Here is a 16799-nt window from a genome sequence, read left to right on the forward strand (position 1 = left end):
GTAGCTCAGTTGGTAGAGCAATGGATTGAAGCTCCATGTGTCGGCGGTTCGATTCCGTCTCGCGCCATATTTTATTTATAACTTGGAAGGGTAGCGAAGAGGCTAAACGCGGCGGACTGTAAATCCGCTCCTTCGGGTTCGGGGGTTCGAATCCCTCCCCTTCCATTACTTTAGTTACGGGCATAGTTTAAAGGTAGAACTAAGGTCTCCAAAACCTTCAGTGTGGGTTCAATTCCTACTGCCCGTGTTAATATGATTATGGCGGGTGTGGTGAAGTGGTTAACACACCAGATTGTGGCTCTGGCATGCGTGGGTTCGATCCCCATCACTCGCCTATTTTATATTATTGGGGTATAGCCAAGCGGTAAGGCAAGGGACTTTGACTCCCTCATGCGTTGGTTCGAATCCAGCTACCCCAGTTACTATTTGCCGGCGTGGCGGAATTGGCAGACGCGCTGGACTCAAAATCCAGTGTCCGCAAGGACGTGCCGGTTCGACCCCGGCCGCCGGTATAGTATTAAAGACAAGGTTTTCGGACCTTGTCTTTTTCTTTTATTTGTTGAATTTGTAACGCTGAGTTACTTAAAATTACTAGATTTATAATAAATCATCTAATTTATCCGCTAATTTTTGTTGCTTGCTTGGATACAAATGAGAGTATGTATCTATTGTTGTAGTTATAGATGCATGGCCTAATCTTTCTTTTACGACAAGATAATCTTCTCCTTGATTTATTAGCAGTGAAGCATGTGAATGCCTGAAGTCGTGAATTCTTATCTTTTTTAAAGAACTATTTCTTTGCAATATTTTTTTATATTGTTTTTCGATTGAATCTTTAGTTATTGTAATAGGGCTATTTTGAAATATCTGTAGATCATCTAGGTTAGTTGTAAATTCTTTCAATCTCTCATGCTGTATCTGTTTCCAGTCTTCTAGTGTCTCCACTAGTTTGGCGTTCATGATGATTCTTCGGGTTCCAGCTTTTGTCTTTGTACTACTAATGTGTTCTTCACCTTTTTTAACGTATACTGATTTGCTTACATGGATTGTATTTGTTGAAAACTCTATATCCTTCCACGTTAGAGCAAGTGCTTCTCCCAGTCTTAGACCAGTAAAAAATAAAACTGTGAATAGTAATTTGATATTGTATTCATCGTCGTTAAATAGTGTTAAGAAGTGCTTGAATTCTTTTATTGTCCAGAAATTTAATTTTGCTTTTTCTATTGGTAATTTTTTTAGCATTCCTACAGGATGTTCCTTGTAAAATCCCTTTCTTAATCCAACATCCAGAATTTTCTTTAGTAAAATTATAATTTTATTAATAGTATTTGGACTTAGCTTCTTTTCCGAGTTTTGAGCATTTTTATCTCTTAGATGTTCTCTGAATTGATAGATATCTTCATAAGTTAATTTAGCTACATCATCAACTTTTTCAAAATAGTTTTTTATATGCCTGTTATAGTTGTTTTCTTGTGTATCTATATAGCTTTGTTTTCTGTTGTTTATTTTATCCTCTTCTTTTAAGAGATCATAAAGGATATCAATTGATATTTTTGAGTTGAAACTTTTTTCTTTAAGTTCGACACTTCGTAAGTATTGTTCGGCCTCCAATGCTTCTTTTTTAGTTTTGAATCCTTTTCTTACAATTCTACGTTGTTTTAGAGATATTGGATTTATACCATTGGAAACATCGACAATCCAAGTTCCGTCTCTACTTTTACGTAAAGCCATAAGCTACGCTTCTTTCTGGAGTTCAATTCCTAATAGTTCTTCAGCGACACTGGCTGGAATTGTACCAATCCGTTTGTTATCGTAGATGTTAAAACCACGATTCACTAATAGTAATTTACCGGTATGGATAATCTTTCTTGCAGTTCCTGGAGCAAATCCAAGTTCGACAAGGTCATCTTTTGTTACAGTTTTAATCATGTTATCTCCTTTTCTATTCAGATTAAGTAAGGGGAGGATTAACTCCCCTTGTCTGATACTTATTTTTGTTTTACATCTACTAAATGGATAGCATCCGCCTTGTAATACATTGTTGTGCTAATCATAGTAGCTTGTAAATTGTCAAATGTAACTGGTACTTCATCCATTGCTTGGATATAGTCATTATCAACCAAGGCATCTGGATTGTCTACTGAGACTTGGGTTGATTTCTTTTTGAATTGTCCATCCTTGATTGTTACATTGTATTTCCAACCAATGATTTTATCGGTATTAAAACGTCTTTCGCTACCATCTCGGTTTTTGATAATTTCTCCGTTTGCATCTGCTCGGACTTCCGTTTCAAATTTTGGAATGACTTCATCCAATTCAAATTTTGTTCCAATGTTATTAAAATTCCAGTCATTTTGTGAAAGCATTTTTGCCATAGTTAATTTCTCCTTTTAATATTTTCTTTGATTGTAGGGATCAAATCCTCTCGTTTAAAGAGTATTGCTCTTTCTATTAATCCACTTGCTAAATCTGGTGGATATTCCATATTGTTGAGTGCGAGATAGTTAGATTTCTCATACTCATGCAGTAAGTTATTGTCGTATAGAAATTTATACGCTTTTAGAATAGCTCCTGAACCTTTATAGGTAAACCATTCTAATTTTTGTTCTAGTTCTGTTTTTGATTTTGAAATAATGATAGAGACGGGTTTTGAATGGCCTAAAAACTTTTCCCAAGATCTCAAAGGTTTTGAGAAATAGCTATCACTATAGAACCTCACTTTTTCTTTGAGATATCCCTTGGTAAAGTTGAGAAGATCTATTTCTGAATGCAACCATTCTTGAATGAAGTAGTGAGCTTTTTCTTTCCTAAGTTCTAACTCAGTTCTTATCCAATTTTCTATATACCGCTTGCTGATACCGAGCTTCTCAGCTCGTTCTAAGCGTTTATCGTAAATTCTAAGTCTTTCGTCATCATTGGGTTTTCTCAAATATAAGGTCTGGCCGATTGTTTCATCTCCGTAGGTATTGTAGTAGGTGCTTTTTCCATATATAAAGCGTTTCTTCTGACAAATCTTTAGAAGCTGATTAGGAGTGAAATAGGGTGTTTCATTAAAATCATCTATTGCAATATCAATTCGTCTTACTGAAAAATGATTGTAATTGTAGTAGAGGTTGTTCAAAAACTGTCTTTCGGACAGACTATTTGGATCTAATACCATATCTCTATAGAACTCGAGTGCCTGTCCTGACATGACAAGCATGTAGGACGACTCTTTCGCTCCATAGTAGATACGGATATTCCCATAATGAAGCTGGCTATCATAGTTATAGTATTTAAGGCTCCCTTTATTCTCAATAAATAGGTCATAGTCAAGAAATAGAATGTCTTCGATTATTTCTCTTGGCGAAAATTCAGTCTTATCAAACTGAATTTGAATCCAGTCAAATACAGAACGTAAATGTTCATTTTTTGCCATAGATTTTGATTCAACTTTTTGCTTAATTTTGCCACCCTTAAAATCTCCGAAACCCTTGGAAATACTGAATTCTTTCGATGGTACACCTAACTTGCAGAGGGTGGTGTTACTACACACCCTATCGGTCAAAAATGGTCCGTCCGCATCTACGCTCATTTTCGGCTTTCTGCCTCATGGCTCAGCCGAAAACTCGCTATTAGCCGAACCTATTTTTTGACCTCTTGTTAACAAACCCTAGTAAGCCGGTTTGCATCGACTCTTCAATATCTTGGATTTTCTTTTTTAGGTTGGAATTCTCAATTTTTATCAGTCGCATTTCTCGCTTAAATTCCTGTTTTAAGGCGCTCAGTTCATCGTAGAGCTCATCTATTACTTGGTTTAGGGATTCATGTTCATTGTCTGCTAGACTCCCAAATACGGCTTGTATAGCCTCTTTTAGACCTATTTCAAGTTTTAGTTTAGCTAACTTTTGAAATTGTCTAAGGTCTTCGTCTGTAAAATCATAGGCAACTGTATAACTTAATTGATGAGTTCTGGGATTTCTACTGATAGGAACTTTAATTTTCTTAAATTCCTTGCCACTTATCTCTTTAATCAGTTGAATCCAATTTTTAAGAGTAGAGGTAGAGTTTAGGCCAGAAATTTGATTGACTAACTCTTTATTGGTCATCTTTTTGTGAAACCTCCGAAATTTTCTTGTGCAACTGAAGAGTTTTCTGTGGTATAATTGTTACATAATATGTTTTGATCTTGGAACGAACGGCACATTTGTTTCAAGATTTTTTATTTTGTCGAATCTTACCTCCTTTATTAAAATTTTTTAAATCGACTACTAGTTACATACGCTTTTACCTCCTTTTATGCTATAATATTCTCAATGGAATATTCAATCTCAAAATAAATATTCCTTATGGAATAATTCTATTTTATACCGTTTGGAATATTTTGTCAAGCTAAAATATACGAATAAGAATATCTATAGGAGAATTATGTATACAGAGGATTATAAATTTTCAGAGAGGTTAAAAACTCTCAGAAAATCAAAAAAGTTAACTCAAGTACAAATATCGGAATTAATTGGAGTTCAACAAGGGACATATTCTCGGTGGGAGAATGGAACGTTAGAACCAGGATTAGAATTCGTTGTGAAATTGGCAAATATCTTTGGGACTACTACAGATTATTTGCTGGGACAAAAACCTTATTCAATTATCAGTAGTTTACCTCTAGAACAATTAGATCTTACCAATATTGCAAACTTTTCAAAGGATGAGTTTGATATTTTGAAACATTCAATAGCAGTTTCGGTGGCAAGAAATAAAATAAAGGCAACAGAACTAAAAGATAGAGTTATAGAAAAAAATCAGTTGTCAGAAAAAGATGCAGAACTTTTGAATAAGATTTTTGAAGAAGTTAAAACTTATTGGGAAAATTAGGAGGACGCTAGTCTTCAAAATTCCCTCCCAAAATGTGTCCAAAATATTGACAGAATTCTAGCTTTTCATTATAGTTCTTATGGAACTTTTTTTCTACAACAAAATAGGCTCCATAATATCCATAGGGGATTTACCCACTACAAATAGTATAGAGCCGGTTTTATTAATGTCCTGCATTTCCTAATAAGTTAACCATGACAACACCAATGATAATCAAAATTAAACCGATAATGCTATAAACATTTAGTGTTTCTTTGAAAATCATTACTGCGATAGAGGATATCAAAACTAAACCGACAGCTGACCATGTTGCATAAGCTATTCCTACAGGAATTTTTTGCATTGCTAGTGAGAGGAAATAGAAACAAACGCCATAGCTAAGTAGGGCAGAAACGGTTGGAATAGGCTTTGTAAAACCGTCTGATAATTTCAAAAGGTTAGTTCCCAATATCTCTCCTACAATGGCGATAAAAAGATAAAAGTATGACATGTCTTTAACCTCCTATATGTCATGTTTTTGCTCTAAGAGCTATTATAGCTATCCGTTTTTTATAAATCTTGGCACAAGTCATGAGAATTTGTAGTAAAACTGTGGCAGACACTTTTTCAGAACCAATAGCTGATAAGTTTAGTATATCATAAGATAAATTTTAAATAAAGTCTTGATTTATTTCAATGTCTTGCGTGGTCTCGATTTTACTGGTAAAATTACTTTTAAGAACTTTAAAAAAGAGGCTTCTATATTTGACAAAACAATGACTTGTTGTCCCGAATGTGGGCATCCTTTGGAGAAAAAATTTTTAAAAGATGAGGGAGATATTCCTTATTGTTCACAATGTGCGAGTTTTCGTTTTCCAGTCTTTAATACAGCAATTAGTGCGATTTTATTTAATGAAAAACATGATAAGATTCTCTTGATTAAGCAATATGACATGGCTGAGCATATTTTGCTAGCTGGTTATGTGTCTAATGATATTCACAACCAATTTCTACAATCATTAAAGACAATTAATTTAGCCTCTCTTATTACGGATATGGGTAATAAAATTGCACAAAACTAGTCCAAAACTCTTTTTAATAAGGAGTATACTTTCTAGCATTTTATAGTTACTAAAAAGTATCTAAACTTTGGAAGTGATACTAAGTTTTAAAAAATATTATGGAAAAAAAGCTTATAAAATCAATATTTCTGAGATTTAAAACTAATAATATTAGACTCAAAATCCAGTGTCCGCAAGGACGTGCCGGTTCGACCCCGGCCGCCGGTATAGTAATAAAGACAAGGTTTTTGGACCTTGTTTTTTGATTTGGTGAAGATTTTGATATTTTTTCTTTAAGTACAGATAACTGATGAATCATCTTTTTATTCTTATTCTAGTCATTTTTAGTGTATTTTTGGTATAATATTACTTATTCACAATTTATTTTGATTATGAAAGAGTTTGGTGATTAATGTCTCGGTCTGTTGAATTACTAAAGAAACGTTACTTAAAGAATATAAAAGAGAACTCAGATTTATTTATTGGAATTGAGTTAGAATTTCCTATTGTAAATTTAGCGGGTAAGGCTACAGATGGTGAAGTTGTTAAGGACCTCTTTCGGTATTTACCATCAGTATTGGGCTTTACTATCGAAAAAGAGGATGATTTTGGGAATCCAATTCAGTTACTTGATCCAGTCAGCCAAGATACGATCTTATTTGAGGTTGCTTATACGACGATTGAGTTTGCATTCGGAAAGGCCGAATCTATCCAAGAGGTGGAAGAACGCTTTAACTTCTATATGGCTACGATTCAGAATAAGTTGGGGGGAGCTAATCATGCTATTGTTGGCTGCGGCATTCATCCCAACTGGGATAAAAATGAGAATTGTCCAGTGGCTTATCCCCGCTATCAGATGTTGATGGATTATCTGAATTTGAGTAGAAATGTAACTAAATCAGATTTACATCATTTCCCTGAGTATGGAGCCTTTATATGTGGGAGTCAGGTTCAACTAGACATTTCAAGGTTCAACTACCTGCGTGTTATCAATGCTTTTACGCAAATTGAAGCTGCTAAAGCTTATTTGTTTGCAAATTCTGAGTTTTCAGGGGCAGATTGGGATACCAAAATTTCGAGAGATATTTTTTGGGAAGAATCCATGCATGGTATCTATCCAGAGAATGTTGGTGTCAATACTAGACTATTTAAAGATGAGGATGATTTTTTTGACTATTTAAATCATTCTGCGATTTTTACTGCGGAGCGTGATGGGCAGACCTATTATTTTTATCCGATTCAGGCTAGGGACTATTTGGCTACACCTGAAATCCAAGCATTTACCCTTAATGGGGATGAGGTGTTAATTCATCCTCAGGAGGAAGATTTCCAAACTCATCGTAGTTACCAGTACCAAGACTTAACGACTCGAGGGACAGTTGAGTTTCGTAGTGTGTGTACTCAGCCGCTTGATAGGACTTTTGCTTCTGCAGCCTTTCATTTGGGCTTGTTGGTTCATTTAGACAAGCTTGAAGCTTACTTGCGAACTGCTCCATTTTTTACCACAGCTGGTCGTGATTATAAGCTTTTAAGACGACAATTTTCTAAGAAAAAACTTACAGATGAAGAAGAAGCTGCGGTTCTCGAGTTTTCTAAAGACTTACTCACCCTTGCTGAGGAGGGGCTGGAGAAAAGAGATAAGCAAGAAATGGTTTATTTAGAGCCTTTGAAGAAAGAATTGGGATTATAATTTCTCTTATAAAGGGAGAATTTTCTGAAAAATCATGATATAATGGAAGAGACTATAGATAAAGGATAGAGATTCATGACATTAGTTTATCAATCAACGCGTGATGCCAATAATACAGTAACTGCCAGCCAAGCTATTTTGCAAGGTTTGGCGACGGATGGTGGTCTGTTTACACCACTTACTTATCCAAAGGTGGATTTGGACTTTGAAACATTAAAAGATGCTTCTTACCAAGAAGTGGCCAAATTAGTTTTATCAGCCTTTTTAGATGACTTTACGGCTGAGGAGTTGAACTACTGTATCAACAATGCCTACGATAGCAAGTTTGATACTCCAGCTATTGCGCCATTGGTGAAACTGGATGGGCAATACAACTTGGAATTGTTCCATGGTTCAACGATTGCCTTTAAAGATATGGCCTTGTCTATCTTGCCATACTTTATGACGACAGCCGCTAAAAAGCATGGTTTGGAGAACAAGATTGTCATTTTGACAGCGACATCTGGTGATACTGGAAAAGCTGCTATGGCAGGGTTTGCGGATGTGCCTGGAACTGAGATTATCGTCTTTTATCCAAAGGATGGTGTCAGCAAGGTACAAGAGTTGCAAATGACTACTCAGACTGGCGACAATACTCATGTTATCGCTATTGATGGAAACTTTGATGATGCACAAACAAATGTGAAACATATGTTTAACGATGTAGCTCTTCGTGAAAAATTGGCTGCCAATAAACTGCAATTTTCATCAGCTAACTCTATGAACATTGGTCGTTTGGTGCCACAGATTGTTTATTATGTTTATGCCTACGCTCAGTTGGTCAAGTCTGGTGAGATTGTGGCTGGTGAAAAGGTCAACTTCACAGTACCGACAGGAAACTTTGGAAATATCTTGGCTGCCTTTTATGCTAAACAAATCGGTCTTCCAGTTGGCAAATTAATCTGTGCTTCAAATGACAATAATGTTTTAACTGACTTCTTTAAAACACGTGTTTACGATAAGAAACGTGAGTTTAAAGTAACAACTAGTCCATCTATGGATATCTTAGTATCTTCAAACTTGGAGCGTTTAATTTTCCATCTTTTGGGGAATGATGCGGTTAAGACAGCTGAACTCATGAATGCCTTGAGTACACAAGGACAATATGAATTGACAGACTTTGATGCAGCGATTCTGGAACTCTTTGCAGCTGAATATGCGACTGAGGAAGAAACTGCGGCAGAAATTAAACGTGTTTATGATACAGATGCTTATATTGAGGATCCACATACGGCGGTTGCCTCAGCAGTTTATAGAAAATACCAAGAGGCTACTGGCGATGCGACTAAGACAGTGATTGCTTCAACAGCTAGTCCTTACAAGTTCCCAGTGGTTGCAGTAGAAGCTGTAACAGGGAAAGTAGGCTTAACTGACTTTGAAGCTTTGGCTCAATTACATGACATTTCAGGAGTGGCAGTGCCACCAGCGGTTGATGGCCTTGAAACGGATCCAGTTCGTCATAAAACAACAGTGGCAGCTGCTGACATGCAAGCAGCGGTTGAGGCTTATCTAGGACTTTAAGACAGAGGGAGTAAACTCGGTTGGGAAACCAACTGAGTTTCTTTTCATCAGGAGGAAGGATTGTTTAAGAAAAATAAAGACATTCTTAATATTGCATTGCCAGCTATGGGCGAAAACTTTTTGCAGATGCTCATGGGTATGGTGGACAGTTATTTGGTCGCTCACTTGGGCTTAATCGCTATTTCAGGTGTTTCAGTGGCTAGCAATATTATCACGATTTACCAGGCGATTTTTATCGCTCTGGGAGCTGCTATTTCCAGTGTTATTTCAAAAAGTATGGGGCAGAAAGATCAGTCCAAGTTGGCTTATCACGTGACAGAAGCGCTGAAGATTACCTTGCTACTAAGTTTTCTTTTAGGGGCTTTATCCATCTTTGCTGGGCAAGAAATGATTGGACTTTTGGGAACTGAGCAGGAGGTGGCTGAGAGTGGTGGGCTCTACCTATCTTTGGTGGGTGGATCGATTGTTCTCTTGGGCTTGATGACCAGTCTAGGTGCCTTGATTCGTGCAACGCATAATCCGCGTCTACCCCTCTATGTTAGTCTTTTATCCAATGCCTTGAATATTCTTTTTTCAAGTCTAGCCATTTTTATCCTTGATATGGGCATAGCGGGTGTTGCTTGGGGAACTATCTTGTCTCGTTTGGTTGGTCTTGGGATTTTGTGGTCGCAATTAAAGCTACCTTTTGAGAAACCGACTTTTGGACTGGATAAAGACTTACTGATCTTGGCTTTGCCAGCAGCTGGAGAGCGCCTCATGATGAGGGCTGGAGATGTGGTTATCATTGCCTTGGTCGTTTCTTTTGGGACGGAGGCAGTGGCGGGAAATGCAGTTGGAGAAGTCTTGACCCAGTTTAATTATATGCCTGCCTTTGGCGTCGCTACGGCAACGGTCATGCTGGTGGCTCGAGCGGTTGGAGAGGATAATTGGAAAAGAGTAGATAATTTGAGCAAACAAACCTTTTGGCTCTCTCTGCTCCTCATGTTGCCCTTAACTCTCAGTATCTATGCCTTGGGGACACCATTGACTCATCTCTATACGACCGACCCTGTAGCAGTCGAAGCGAGCGTTTTGGTGGCACTGTTTTCTCTATTGGGGACTCCCATGGCGACAGGGACAGTTATATATACGGCAGTTTGGCAGGGCTTGGGAAATGCTCGCCTCCCCTTTTATGCGACAAGTATTGGGATGTGGTGTATCCGTATAGGAACAGCCTATCTTATGGGTATTGTTCTTGGTTGGGGCTTGCCTGGTATTTGGGCAGGGACTCTCTTGGATAATGGTTTCCGTTGGTTATTTCTACGTTACCGTTACCAGCGTTATATGAGTTTGAAAGGATAGAAGATGCAAAAAACAGCTTTTATTTGGGATTTAGACGGGACTTTATTGGATTCTTACGAAGCGATTTTGTCAGGGATTGAGGAGACTTTTGGTCAGTTTTCTATTCCTTATGATAAGGAGAAAGTGAGAGAGTTTATCCTCAAGTTTTCTGTGCAGGATTTGCTGGTGCAGGTGGCAGAAGAGAGAAATCTGAATGCGGAAGTGCTCAATCAGGTACGTGCCCAGAGCCTGGCTGAGAAGAATGCTCAGGTAGTTTTGATGCCATGTGCGCGTGAGGTGTTGAATTGGGCAGACCAAGTAGGGATTCGGAACTTTGTTTACACTCATAAAGGGGACAATGCTTTTACTATTCTAAAGGATCTGGGATTGGAATCCTATTTTACAGAGATTTTAACCAGTCAGAGTGGCTTTGAGCGCAAGCCTAGTCCAGAAGCGGCTACCTATTTGTTAGACAAGTATCAGCTGGATCCTGAGAAGACCTATTATATAGGGGACCGGACTTTAGATGTGGAATTCGCCCAGAATAGCGGCATTCAAAGCATCAACTTTTTAGAGTCTTCTTTTGAAGGCAATCACATGATTCGAGCACTAGCAGATATTCCTCATATTTTTGAGAGTAAGTAACGAGAAGATTGTGTCAGTTGTGTGACAGAGACCTAACAAACTATTTCAAGTAATCGAGTTTGTTACAAGGAATAGACAGTTCTGTTAAATAGGCCCGAGAGGGCTTTTTTTCTGCTTTTTTTGTGTTATGATAGACAGGTACTCATTTGAAAGGAATATGAACGAATGAAGAAAAGAATTATTTTAGCCTCAACAGTAGCCTTATCTCTTGCTCCCGCATTAGGAGCTAAAGCTCAAGAAATCTCTTGGACAGCACGTAGCGTTGAGCAAATTCAAAATGATGTGACGAAAAACGAGAACAAAAACAGCTATACAGTTCAGTATGGTGATACCCTGAGCACGATTGCAGAAGCTTTGGGAGTAGATGTGACCGTTCTTGCTAATTTGAACAAAATTACTAATATGGACTTGATTTTCCCAGATACTCTCCTCACTACAACTGTCAATGAGGAAGAAGAGGTAACGGAAGTTGAAATCCAAGCTCCTCAAGCAGATGCTAGTGAAGAAGTGACGACTGCGACAGCTGATTTGACGACAAATCAAGTGACAGTTGATGAACAAACAGTTCAAGTAGAAGACCTTTCTCAACCAATTGAGGAAGCTCCAACTGCAACAGAGACTGAAAAACCAGCAGAAGTAGCGCCAAGTTCAGAAGTTCCTGAGACAGCGACAGTTACTGAAGAGACACCATCTACAGAAACACCTGTAGCTGAAGAAACAGCTGAAACGACTTCAGCGGAAGCACCAGTAGCAGAAACAACTCGCCCAGTTGAAGAAGAAGCTCCTCAAGCAGCGACTCCAGCTACCGAAGAAACGGCAGCAACAACTCCAGCAGAAGCCCCAGTAGCAGCTGCTCCAGCAACTGAAACGCCTGCTGATACAACAGGAACAAGTGCAACAGAAGAAACAGCAGCATCAACAGCAACTTCTGACACTGCAACTTCGACTTATCAAGCAGAGCAAAGCCAAACTCCTTCAAGAACTTATTCAGCTCCAGCGGCTCCTGACTATGCAGGACTTGCTGTAGCTAAGTCTGAGAATGCAGGTCTTCAACCACAAACAGCAGCCTTTAAAGAAGAAGTAGCCAACTTGTTTGGGATTACATCCTTTAGTGGCTACCGTCCTGGTGACAGTGGGGACCATGGTAAAGGTTTGGCCATCGACTTCATGGTTCCAGTGAGTTCAGCACTCGGGGATCAAATTGCAGAATATGCAGTCAAAAATATGGCTAGCCGTGGTATCAACTACATCATCTGGAAACAACGTTTCTACGCTCCATATGATAGTAAATATGGACCAGCCTACACGTGGAATCCAATGCCAGACCGTGGCAGCGTAACCGAAAACCACTATGACCACGTTCACGTTTCAATGAACTAATCATTAAAATGGAAGTTGGGAACTGATTGAGTTCTCGCTTCTTTTTTTGTGTCATTCCTTCAGGATAAACAAGAAGATTATTCTGAAGCAAGGTGGGCCTGCTATTTTGACTCTGCTGAGTATGTTACTTTTGAAATAAGAAAACCAGCGTCCTGAACGACGCTGGTTTTTGTATGCTCTTATCCATTTCGACGTTTACGGGCTAGTAGGGCTCTATAAAAGAAGATATGATTGTTCTGGATATAGGGAAGGATTGAAAAGCTAGCAATTCCAAAAGTAATCCAGTTAAGGAAGTACCAAGGGAGTAGTTGTAGATCGAGAACAAAGCGTTGAAATTTGTAACCCTTCATCAAGAAACGGCTGGTTTTCAGGATTTGACGGGGTTTAGCCTGTCCTAAATCCAGAGTGTCGCAGAGGAGGAATTCTACCTGCGAGTAGGCATAATGTTGTGGAACGTAGAGGATGTTCCCTACAATCATCAAGATGAGACTCGCGAAAAAGTAGAGCCCAAAGGTCAGAAGGAACTGCTCTGTTTCAACGGATGAGAGGTCTAATTTTGGAAATTCAGGATGTAGGGCGACAAATCTCCGAGCTAAGAGATTGCTATAAAAGAGAAAATAAACGCCTACTAAGTTTGGAATGCTCCATAAAAAAAGGTAGAAACGTTTGAGAAGCAGGGTCAGGAAGGTTTGCGAGAAGCGTTCTTCGGCAAAGAGGGATAGGCTAGCTTTTACTGAGAGTTCTGTATCAGGATCCTTGAGGAGTCGGAGTGTCGCAAAAGCAGCACCTGCTAGAAAAATCGTGCTCACAAAAGAAACAACTAGCGGGAAGAGATAGGCTTGGAGCACTTGTGCCAGCATGCTGAAAAAGGATTGCTCTAAAACACTTTCTTGGAGACGAGCCAAGGGGTTGAGAAAGCCTGATAAGATGACCAGCATGCTAGGTAAGAGATAGACGAGAAAGAGGCGGGGATTTTCAGCCTGAAATTGCCTCGTCTGCAGACGAATGGTTTTTAAATCAATTTTTGGGTATTTCATTCTCTCATTATACCATAGTTCGTGACAGTTCCTAGTTTTTTTGATAAAATCATACAGTATGCCTTTGGGCACAAAGTATGAACTGGGACTGTCTTTCCCAGCTTCGGAGGTAGAAAATGTCAGATTCACCAATCAAATACCGTTTGATTAAGAAAGAAAAACATACAGGAGCTCGTCTGGGAGAAATCATCACCCCGCACGGTACTTTTCCAACGCCTATGTTTATGCCAGTTGGGACCCAAGCTACTGTAAAAACCCAGTCACCAGAGGAGTTGAAGGAGATGGGATCAGGGATTATCCTCTCTAATACCTATCATCTCTGGCTTCGCCCTGGAGATGAACTCATCGCACGCGCAGGTGGTCTCCACAAGTTCATGAATTGGGACCAACCAATCTTGACGGATAGTGGTGGTTTCCAGGTTTATTCCCTAGCTGATAGCCGAAATATCACCGAAGAAGGAGTAACCTTTAAAAACCATCTCAATGGTTCCAAGATGTTCCTATCGCCAGAAAAGGCCATCTCTATTCAGAATAATCTAGGCTCCGACATCATGATGTCTTTTGATGAATGTCCTCAGTTTTACCAACCTTATGACTACGTTAAGAAATCAATCGAGCGTACTAGCCGTTGGGCTGAGCGTGGTTTGAAGGCTCACCGTCGCCCGCATGACCAAGGTTTGTTTGGAATTGTACAGGGGGCAGGCTTTGAAGACCTTCGCCGTCAGTCAGCTCATGACCTTGTCAGCATGGATTTCCCAGGCTACTCTATCGGTGGTTTGGCAGTGGGAGAAACGCACGAAGAAATGAATGCCGTCTTGGACTTCACAACCCAACTTCTTCCTGAAAACAAACCTCGCTATTTGATGGGTGTGGGAGCGCCAGATAGCTTGATTGATGGAGTCATTCGTGGTGTAGATATGTTTGACTGTGTCTTGCCAACTCGTATTGCTCGTAACGGAACTTGTATGACCAGCCGAGGTCGTTTGGTTGTCAAGAATGCCCAATTCGCTGAAGATTTTACGCCACTGGATCCTGAGTGTGATTGCTACACATGTAAGAACTACACACGCGCTTATCTTCGTCACCTGCTCAAGGCTGATGAAACCTTTGGTATCCGCTTGACTAGTTACCACAATCTCTACTTCTTGCTCAACCTGATGAAGCAGGTCCGCCAAGCCATCATGGATGACAATCTCTTGGAATTTCGTGAGTATTTTGTAGAAAAATATGGCTACAACAAGTCAGGGCGCAATTTCTAAAGTGTAAAAATAGAATGCCAAAATCCTAAGTTTTCTCTTAGGATTTTTCCTATTTTTTTGATAGAATAGGGAGTATAATGGAATGGAAATTAGGTGGTGTTTTGCTTCCTAATTTAATGGAGAATAGACTCGTATGCGTATTAAATGGTTTTCCTTGATTAGGATTACAGGTTTACTTTTGGTGCTTTTGTACCACTTCTTTCAAACAATCTTTCCTGGAGGATTCTTTGGGGTAGATGTCTTTTTCACTTTTTCAGGATTTTTGATCACCTCCCTCCTTTTAGAAGAATTTGGGAAGGCACATCAGATTGATTTGTTGGGCTTTTTTAAGAGACGGTTTTACCGCATCGTGCCACCTGTAGTGCTGATGGTTTTGGTGACCATGCCTTTTACTTTCTTGGTTCGTCAAGACTATGTTGCTGGAATTGGTGGCCAGATAGCTGGAGTTCTCGGTTTTATGACCAACTTCTACGAAATGTTAACAGGGGGAAGTTATGAATCCCAGTTCATTCCGCATCTCTTTGTTCACAACTGGAGTCTAGCTGTTGAGGTTCACTACTATATCCTTTGGGGCTTAGCGGTTTGGTTCTTATCGAAACGTTCAAAATCTAGTAGTCAATTGAGAGGGATGGTCTTTCTCCTTTCTGCAGGAGCTTTTATCATTAGCTTTTTCTCCATGTTTATTGGTAGTCTAATGGCTAGTTCCTATTCATCTGTCTACTTTTCAAGTTTGACCCATGTCTACCCGTTCTTTTTAGGAAGTATATTTGCGACAGTTGTGGGGGTTCGTCAGACGAGCGACTTAGTCAAGCAGTTTGATCGGATGTGGGATATTCGTCAGAATCTACTGGTATTTGCTGCAGGTCTCTTGGTGTTAATGCTCTTGACTTTCTTTGTCAAGTTCACCTACCTGTTTGCGTACTTATTTGGCTTCTTGCTAGCAAGTTTAGCGGCAGTGACCATGATTTTTGCTGCGCGTGTCTTGCATGAGAAAACGCCTGAGATACAAGAACCTCGGATCATTACATTTTTAGCGGATACTAGTTACGCGGTTTATCTTTTCCACTGGCCTTTTTATATTATCTTTTCTCAGTTGATGAGTAATCTGCCTGCTGTTATTCTGACAATCATCTTTTCTTATTTCTTTGCTATCCTATCCTTCTATATTATTGAGCCATTGATTGCCGGTAAATCCAATCCTTTAATACGGAAGATTAGTCGATTGCCTCATATTAAACCAATTAGTGCTGGTGCTGCTGGCATTCTTACCCTGATTGCCTTGATTATCATAGCTATGGCTCCTCAAGTTGGAGCCTTTGAGACAGACTTGATGGTCAATGGTTTCAAGCAAGCTCAGACCAATATAGGACAAACAAAGACTCTGGCTGAACAAGCTGAAGTCAGTCGCCTAGGAATTTCTGAGGGAACGAGTCTGATTGGGGATTCAGTGACTTTACGTGCCAATACATCCTTAAAAGAGGCGCTTCCTGATGCAAATATCAATGCTCAGGTTAGTCGGACGACCAAGCAAGCCAATGACATCATGCTCAATAATAGCCAGAACAAGGCGCTTTTAAAAACAGTTGTCATTGCAACGGGGGTCAACAATCCTGAAGGCTATAAGAATGATTTGGACAGCATCGTGAACAATCTACCGAAAGGACACCATCTGATACTGGTGACACCTTATGAGGGAGACAAGAGCAAGGACACTTATGCATCAGTGGAGCAGTATGCGGCTTATGCGAGAGAATTAGCTGAAAAGAATCCATATGTGAGCGTCGCTGACTGGAATAAGGTCGCTAAGGAACACCCTGAAATCTGGGCTGGAACTGACCAAGTCCACTTTGGAAATGATAGCAACATGATTGAAGAAGGTGCTAAACTTTACGCAGAAACGATTGCAGCTGCTGTCAAGGCTGCTCAAGAGCTACCTGTAAAATCAAAATAAGATCAAAGAGTTGGAGAAATCCAGCTCTTTTAAAATATCTATGAAAAATAGGTCTATACCATT

At 39.4% G+C, this 16799-nt stretch carries 16 protein-coding genes and 6 tRNA genes; 15 read left to right on the plus strand and 7 right to left on the minus strand.

The features are described 5' to 3' along the window. The 6 genes from M1G01_RS09305 (at position 1) to M1G01_RS09330 (ending at position 512) form a co-directional block, all read left to right on the plus strand. Positions 1-67, plus strand: a tRNA-Phe gene (locus M1G01_RS09305). 17 nt (positions 68-84) lie between these two features. Next, positions 85-165: transfer RNA gene (locus M1G01_RS09310), tRNA-Tyr, on the plus strand. A gap of 11 nt (positions 166-176) precedes the next feature. Continuing rightward, positions 177-247 (plus strand) — tRNA-Trp (locus M1G01_RS09315). A gap of 14 nt (positions 248-261) precedes the next feature. After that, positions 262-334 (plus strand) — tRNA-His (locus M1G01_RS09320). 13 nt (positions 335-347) lie between these two features. After that, positions 348-419, plus strand: a tRNA-Gln gene (locus M1G01_RS09325). 9 nt (positions 420-428) lie between these two features. After that, a tRNA-Leu gene (locus tag M1G01_RS09330) sits at positions 429-512 on the plus strand. A gap of 85 nt (positions 513-597) precedes the next feature. On the opposite strand, the gene M1G01_RS09335 is transcribed toward M1G01_RS09330, so the two are convergent. From M1G01_RS09335 to M1G01_RS09355, 5 genes are read right to left on the minus strand one after another with little or no spacing between them, the layout of a single operon-like run. Next, a complete protein-coding gene (locus M1G01_RS09335; RefSeq protein ID WP_001208033.1) occupies positions 598-1731 on the minus strand; it encodes a site-specific integrase in 1134 nt (377 codons plus the stop codon). Positions 1732-1734: 3 nt separating this feature from the next. Then, a complete protein-coding gene (locus M1G01_RS09340; RefSeq protein ID WP_000598357.1) occupies positions 1735-1929 on the minus strand; it encodes a DUF3173 domain-containing protein in 195 nt (64 codons plus the stop codon). Positions 1930-1988: 59 nt separating this feature from the next. Next, positions 1989-2375, minus strand: coding sequence for a hypothetical protein (locus M1G01_RS09345; RefSeq protein WP_001096843.1), 387 nt, complete (start codon positions 2373-2375; stop codon positions 1989-1991). 2 nt (positions 2376-2377) lie between these two features. Continuing rightward, on the minus strand, positions 2378-3574 hold the full coding sequence (locus tag M1G01_RS09350) for a replication initiation factor domain-containing protein (protein WP_000109700.1): 1197 nt from the start codon (positions 3572-3574) through the stop codon (positions 2378-2380). Between the two features lie 40 nt (positions 3575-3614). Continuing rightward, positions 3615-4088, minus strand: a complete 474-nt coding sequence (locus M1G01_RS09355; protein ID WP_000182279.1) for a hypothetical protein — start codon at positions 4086-4088, stop codon at positions 3615-3617. 319 nt (positions 4089-4407) lie between these two features. Between M1G01_RS09355 and M1G01_RS09360 the strand changes: the two genes are divergently transcribed. Beyond that, the gene (locus M1G01_RS09360; protein ID WP_000287814.1) at positions 4408-4854 is read left to right on the plus strand and encodes a helix-turn-helix transcriptional regulator; all 447 of its coding nucleotides are present in this window, start codon (positions 4408-4410) and stop codon (positions 4852-4854) included. Positions 4855-5017: 163 nt separating this feature from the next. Here the strand turns inward: M1G01_RS09360 and M1G01_RS09365 are convergent, their stop codons facing one another. Next, positions 5018-5344: a DMT family transporter gene (locus tag M1G01_RS09365; protein ID WP_000120162.1), complete on the minus strand. Its 327-nt coding sequence runs from the start codon at positions 5342-5344 to the stop codon at positions 5018-5020. A gap of 172 nt (positions 5345-5516) precedes the next feature. On the opposite strand from M1G01_RS09365, the gene M1G01_RS09370 reads away from it, so the two are divergent. The 6 genes from M1G01_RS09370 (at position 5517) to M1G01_RS09395 (ending at position 12489) form a co-directional block, all read left to right on the plus strand. After that, positions 5517-5915 carry a hypothetical protein gene (locus M1G01_RS09370; RefSeq protein ID WP_008288146.1) on the plus strand — a complete coding sequence of 133 codons (399 nt, stop codon included), beginning with the start codon at positions 5517-5519 and terminating at the stop codon, positions 5913-5915. 391 nt (positions 5916-6306) lie between these two features. After that, positions 6307-7584, plus strand: a complete 1278-nt coding sequence (locus tag M1G01_RS09375; RefSeq protein WP_247931674.1) for a glutamate-cysteine ligase family protein — start codon at positions 6307-6309, stop codon at positions 7582-7584. A gap of 75 nt (positions 7585-7659) precedes the next feature. Next, on the plus strand, positions 7660-9144 hold the full coding sequence (gene thrC / locus M1G01_RS09380; RefSeq protein ID WP_247931675.1) for a threonine synthase: 1485 nt from the start codon (positions 7660-7662) through the stop codon (positions 9142-9144). A gap of 60 nt (positions 9145-9204) precedes the next feature. Then, positions 9205-10485 carry an MATE family efflux transporter gene (locus M1G01_RS09385; RefSeq protein ID WP_247931676.1) on the plus strand — a complete coding sequence of 427 codons (1281 nt, stop codon included), beginning with the start codon at positions 9205-9207 and terminating at the stop codon, positions 10483-10485. Between the two features lie 3 nt (positions 10486-10488). Further along, entirely contained in the window at positions 10489-11109 is a 621-nt protein-coding gene (locus tag M1G01_RS09390; RefSeq protein ID WP_001172845.1) for an HAD family hydrolase, read from the plus strand. A 165-nt stretch (positions 11110-11274) separates the two neighbouring features. Further along, positions 11275-12489 (plus strand): LysM peptidoglycan-binding domain-containing protein, encoded by a 1215-nt coding sequence (locus tag M1G01_RS09395; RefSeq protein WP_247931677.1) that lies wholly within the window; start codon positions 11275-11277, stop codon positions 12487-12489. 179 nt (positions 12490-12668) lie between these two features. Here the strand turns inward: M1G01_RS09395 and M1G01_RS09400 are convergent, their stop codons facing one another. Then, entirely contained in the window at positions 12669-13526 is an 858-nt protein-coding gene (locus M1G01_RS09400) for a DUF975 family protein (RefSeq protein ID WP_247931678.1), read from the minus strand. A gap of 116 nt (positions 13527-13642) precedes the next feature. Between M1G01_RS09400 and tgt the strand changes: the two genes are divergently transcribed. Beyond that, on the plus strand, positions 13643-14785 hold the full coding sequence (tgt, locus tag M1G01_RS09405) for a tRNA guanosine(34) transglycosylase Tgt (protein ID WP_001285238.1): 1143 nt from the start codon (positions 13643-13645) through the stop codon (positions 14783-14785). Positions 14786-14918: 133 nt separating this feature from the next. Then, entirely contained in the window at positions 14919-16736 is a 1818-nt protein-coding gene (locus M1G01_RS09410; RefSeq protein WP_247931679.1) for an acyltransferase family protein, read from the plus strand. The last annotated feature ends 63 nt before the right edge of the window (positions 16737-16799 follow it).

This window comes from Streptococcus oralis (assembly GCF_023110055.1).
Lineage (GTDB): Bacteria > Bacillota > Bacilli > Lactobacillales > Streptococcaceae > Streptococcus > Streptococcus oralis_BY.

What these genes read in the sequence shown, in the direction of transcription:
- M1G01_RS09365 (WP_000120162.1), bottom strand. Translation starts at nt 5,344, where the DNA reads ATGTCATACTTTTATCTTTTTATCGCCATTGTAGGAGAGATATTGGGA.
- M1G01_RS09375 (WP_247931674.1), top strand. Translation starts at nt 6,307, where the DNA reads ATGTCTCGGTCTGTTGAATTACTAAAGAAACGTTACTTAAAGAATATA.
- M1G01_RS09355 (WP_000182279.1), bottom strand. Translation starts at nt 4,088, where the DNA reads ATGACCAATAAAGAGTTAGTCAATCAAATTTCTGGCCTAAACTCTACC.
- M1G01_RS09335 (WP_001208033.1), bottom strand. Translation starts at nt 1,731, where the DNA reads ATGGCTTTACGTAAAAGTAGAGACGGAACTTGGATTGTCGATGTTTCC.
- M1G01_RS09390 (WP_001172845.1), top strand. Translation starts at nt 10,489, where the DNA reads ATGCAAAAAACAGCTTTTATTTGGGATTTAGACGGGACTTTATTGGAT.
- M1G01_RS09345 (WP_001096843.1), bottom strand. Translation starts at nt 2,375, where the DNA reads ATGGCAAAAATGCTTTCACAAAATGACTGGAATTTTAATAACATTGGA.
- M1G01_RS09340 (WP_000598357.1), bottom strand. Translation starts at nt 1,929, where the DNA reads ATGATTAAAACTGTAACAAAAGATGACCTTGTCGAACTTGGATTTGCT.
- M1G01_RS09395 (WP_247931677.1), top strand. Translation starts at nt 11,275, where the DNA reads ATGAAGAAAAGAATTATTTTAGCCTCAACAGTAGCCTTATCTCTTGCT.
- M1G01_RS09400 (WP_247931678.1), bottom strand. Translation starts at nt 13,526, where the DNA reads ATGAAATACCCAAAAATTGATTTAAAAACCATTCGTCTGCAGACGAGG.
- M1G01_RS09410 (WP_247931679.1), top strand. Translation starts at nt 14,919, where the DNA reads ATGCGTATTAAATGGTTTTCCTTGATTAGGATTACAGGTTTACTTTTG.
- thrC (WP_247931675.1), top strand. Translation starts at nt 7,660, where the DNA reads ATGACATTAGTTTATCAATCAACGCGTGATGCCAATAATACAGTAACT.
- M1G01_RS09360 (WP_000287814.1), top strand. Translation starts at nt 4,408, where the DNA reads ATGTATACAGAGGATTATAAATTTTCAGAGAGGTTAAAAACTCTCAGA.
- tgt (WP_001285238.1), top strand. Translation starts at nt 13,643, where the DNA reads ATGTCAGATTCACCAATCAAATACCGTTTGATTAAGAAAGAAAAACAT.
- M1G01_RS09350 (WP_000109700.1), bottom strand. Translation starts at nt 3,574, where the DNA reads ATGAGCGTAGATGCGGACGGACCATTTTTGACCGATAGGGTGTGTAGT.